Annotated in this window: 3 protein-coding genes and 1 pseudogene; 2 read left to right on the top strand and 2 right to left on the bottom strand. The window is 49.1% G+C overall.

Annotation, left to right across the window (positions count from 1 at the left end; all coding sequences use genetic code 11):
- Positions 1-188 (top strand): annotated as a pseudogene (locus tag ABGY95_RS10840) (hypothetical protein); the annotation flags it as partial.
- 411 nt (positions 189-599) lie between these two features.
- Here ABGY95_RS10840 and ABGY95_RS10835 read toward each other — a convergent pair.
- Together ABGY95_RS10835 and ABGY95_RS10830 are read right to left on the bottom strand one after the other, a co-directional pair.
- Complete coding sequence (locus ABGY95_RS10835; protein WP_347441700.1) at positions 600-1,535, bottom strand: SgcJ/EcaC family oxidoreductase; 936 nt, start codon at positions 1,533-1,535, stop codon at positions 600-602.
- Positions 1,536-1,675: 140 nt separating this feature from the next.
- Positions 1,676-2,263: a DUF4202 domain-containing protein gene (locus ABGY95_RS10830; RefSeq protein WP_347441699.1), complete on the bottom strand. Its 588-nt coding sequence runs from the start codon at positions 2,261-2,263 to the stop codon at positions 1,676-1,678.
- 82 nt (positions 2,264-2,345) lie between these two features.
- Between ABGY95_RS10830 and ABGY95_RS10825 the strand changes: the two genes are divergently transcribed.
- Positions 2,346-2,984 carry an RluA family pseudouridine synthase gene (locus tag ABGY95_RS10825; RefSeq protein WP_347441698.1) on the top strand — a complete coding sequence of 213 codons (639 nt, stop codon included), beginning with the start codon at positions 2,346-2,348 and terminating at the stop codon, positions 2,982-2,984.
- Positions 2,985-3,235: the final 251 nt, after the last annotated feature.

The following is a 3,235-nucleotide window of genomic DNA, read 5'->3' as shown; positions in this document are numbered from 1 at the left end:
GGTTTCCTCCCGCTAAGCCTGCACCTGGACTCCCCGGTCGTCCTGTAATCGGTGGTTTTGCAATAGGTCTTCCAGTACTAGGTCTTCCAGTACTAGGGCGACCAGTGCTCGGCCTGCCAGTTCCAGGTCGCACTCCAACTCCTCCCTGGCCGGGACGGGTGACGGGTCGCGTTCCAACCCCTCCTTGACCTGGACGAGTCATAGGGCGTCCGTCAACGCCCACCGCTGGCTTCGCGTACTTTAAATCACCTGGCTTCACTGAGGGCCTAGTTGACGGCTGAGAAGGCCGAGTACTTGGACGCGTACTCGGTCTAGAACTTGGCTGTGACGGACGCGTGCTTGGTCTAGCAGAAGGTTGAGACGGTCTCGTTGTCGGCCTAGTGGAAGGTCGTGTTGATGGCCTCGAAGCTGGCTTGGCCCTGGACCCAGTCATCGGAGTACGGTGTGTCGGCCTAGCTGCGGTACTACGCCCACCGCCACCGCGAACACCACCTCTACCGCTACCGCGAGCTTCTAATATGGGCATCGTTACAATGGTCGATGCCATGATCCATAACAATTGCTTACGACAGGTAGCCTCTAAACTAAACTTCATCCTCTTACTTTGATTTAGGGGTTAAAAATGGTTGGGGTGGTGTTTTAACGAGCTTGATAGCCCGGTCATCTTGCATATCGTCTCCGATGACACGGCTGGTGAAGTTCCAAAGCACTGCTTCAGTGTCAATCAACTCAATTGACTGAGTACTCGAAGTACTCTGACCTCCACCGTTGACGCCATGAGCCTTCATCACCCACTTATCAGTTCCCTCCGTCCATACCGCTTTGGAGAACCCTCCTTCAGAATCAAATGTCCATGAGATGATTTTATTCACTGCGGAATTCCAACCGATGCGTACAGTCATGGTAACTGGCTCAGTGTCAGGTGAAGAATACCGACCACGACCAATCAACCAGGCTCCTGATGGCTCCCAACGAAACTTCATAGTAAATTTTCCATTATCTCCAGTTGAAGCAACCCAGTCACCTATTAGCCACTCTATGTCGCTCAACTTATCATAAGCTACCTGGTCAGTGACTTCACGGTTTCTAGATTGAACAATGCGCCATTCCCCGTCGTCCTGCAGAGAAAGAATGACCATATACAAATGAGTAGAGACCTCATCATCAGCGGTAATATAGTGAACGGATCCTTCTTCCACCACCAATCTTGGGGTCACGAAACGTACTGAAGTTGCTTCTAAAGCAACCTTCGCCCCATAACTACTGTCAAAAACACGTGAGTAGTGCTGCTCAATGGCGTCATGCCCAGCGATCTTCACGTCCTCGTGTAGAAGGATCTCACCATTTTTAACAAACAATGCAGCAACTGCGGCGGCGTCCTTATCATTGAAAGCTTTCACATATCGGCTCGCCGCTGTTTTCAGCTTCACCCACTCTGGACTTTCCGCTGGATAAGCCATCACCTTTACAGCTTTTTCCTCGGCAATAATTGGGCTGCTAATAGCTAAGAGAGACCCGAGAATGACATGTTTCATATCTCCCTCGTAACTGGTCTCCTCTATCTATGCCAGAACTATCTAACGACTATACAGGGAAACTTTTGCAGCTATACAAATCATGCCCGCTCAACAATAATAAATAAGCTTAGACTCTCCTAATTGTTAGACACAAAAAATCATTCTAGCGCTTTCTGCACAATCGCTAAACTCTCTTCAGAGAAATCTAACTTCAGCGCTTCCGTATGACCCTGTTCGCTCATTTTACCCCAAGTTTTTTGGACAATTTTGATCATTTTCCTCTCTTCAGTGTCAGCTATGAGATCATCGAACTGATACTGCATGAAAGTCAGGCAAAGTGCATCTTCGAGCGTCTGGCATTCACTATCAGTAGATAAATTTTTCTTCAAATTGAGTTGCTGAACGCGGGCTATGATTTCGTCATCATAACCGACTTCTTTGAGCAACTCACCTGCCTTATCAGCATGAAACAGCTTTAAATCACTGCGCCACTTCAGGTATCCTGGGCGGCCCATTGGGTAAGTAGTACGTGGGACTTCCCAGCGGCAAATATGCTGACAACGTGAAGCTAACAAAAGAGCCTCTGAAGCGTCTGGCTTTAGCTTCTTAACCCATTCTGTATGTCGCTCAGAAAACCAAAGCTCTTGAGGGTGTGCAATACCACCTACCTCCCATATCCGTGGGTCTTGAGCATTGGTGGTGTCAAAAATCTCAATTGCAGTTTCAAAACGTAAGGAATCTTGCATGAGCACAAGTTACACGCACAAGAAGCGAACCTCAACTGTAGAATGAATCGACATTTCCATTATCTGATCTCACTCTTTACTAATGCATAAGTCTCTCGATCTTGCCTACCAAGACCCACTTTTTATTGTAGTCAATAAACCTAGCGGGCTGCTTGCCGCTCCAGGCAAGGGACTGGATAAACTCGACTCTGTCACGGAGCGAGTGCGCGCGCTTTTCCCCGAGGCTCCAGCCTACTCAGCTGTGCACCGACTGGATATGGACACCTCAGGCCTGATGCTTCTAGCTCTATCCAAAGAAGTGCATCGAGCTCTTTCTATCCAATTTCAAGAACGCGAAGTTAGTAAGAAATACATCGCGCTGATTGATGGAATAGTCGAAGAAAATGAGGGAAAGATCGAGCTACCATTCAGGCTAGACGTCGATAATCGCCCGCACCAGATCTACGATGAAGAGCACGGAAAAATGGGAACCACACTTTGGCAGGTCATCGAGAGAGTTGATGGGGTAACACGTATCCAGTTCACACCAATCACTGGCCGCACCCACCAATTACGAATTCACTCGGCCCATGAAAAAGGACTTGGGCTGCCAATCATCGGTGACCCGCTCTACGGCACCGGCACAGGACCGGGAAAGATGAAGCTGCACGCTACGATGTTAGAGTTCACGCACCCTGAGACAGATGAGCGGTTGGTGATCAATTCCGAACCTAACTGGTAGACAGGACAACATAGGCCCTTCCGACTGCTGAGGATTGACTCAACTCTTGTGGAGAATTGTGGCTGGTAAAATGTGTTGCGCAGCTACGATATACGATGGACAGGTTTTAAGTTACGCCTGGGCTAGAACCGCCTCACGTGACTCACCGACCACGCTTGCCGAGCCGAGCCATACCGCAGAGCAGTGTCAAGCCAGCGCCCTCAAGATATATGATCAGCTATCGGAAGGTTACTTTCACGCTCTTTGAGAGG

This window comes from Rubritalea sp., from assembly GCF_039830215.1.
Classification (GTDB): domain Bacteria; phylum Verrucomicrobiota; class Verrucomicrobiia; order Verrucomicrobiales; family Akkermansiaceae; genus Rubritalea.
Note: the sequence above shows the minus strand (reverse complement) of the source record. Positions and strands in the feature narration are given on the sequence as shown.